Genomic DNA, 591 nt, shown 5'->3' on the forward strand with positions numbered 1-591 from the left:
GCACCGCGTCCTCGCGCCTCATCGTCACCGAAGGGATCCACGACCGCTTCGTCGACGCCATGAAGGAACGCCTGGACAAGCTGGTCATCGGCGACGCGCTGGACGCCAAGACCCAGATCGGCCCGGTCGTCGACCAGACCCAGCTCAAACAGGATGAGGACTATATCGCCATCGGCCGCCAGGAAGGCGCTGAACTCGCCTTCGGCGGCGAGCGGCTGGAGCGCGAAACTCCCGGCTTCTATCTCAGGCCGGCGCTGTTTACCGGCGCCACCAACGCCATGCGCATCTCGCGCGAAGAAATCTTCGGCCCGGTCGCCAATGTCATCCGCGTCAAGGATTATGACGAGGCGCTGACTGTGGCCAACGACACGCCGTTCGGCCTGACCTCCGGCATCTGCACGACCAGCCTGAAGCACGCGACGCATTTCAAGCGCAATTCCGAAGCCGGCATGGTGATGGTCAACCTGCCGACGGCGGGCGTCGACTTCCATGTGCCGTTCGGCGGCCGCAAGGGCTCGAGCTACGGCCCGCGCGAGCAGGGCCGCTACGCCATGGAGTTCTACACCACCGTCAGCCGGCGAACGTGTAGGC

General features: G+C 65.3%; 1 protein-coding gene. It reads left to right on the plus strand.

Translation table 11 applies throughout. The features are described from left to right. Positions 1-591 (plus strand): aldehyde dehydrogenase family protein (locus tag EOA60_RS36300; RefSeq protein ID WP_128312795.1); only part of this gene is annotated, 591 nt, incomplete at both ends.

The organism is Mesorhizobium sp. M1A.F.Ca.IN.020.06.1.1 (genome assembly GCF_004023265.1).
GTDB lineage: Bacteria > Pseudomonadota > Alphaproteobacteria > Rhizobiales > Rhizobiaceae > Mesorhizobium.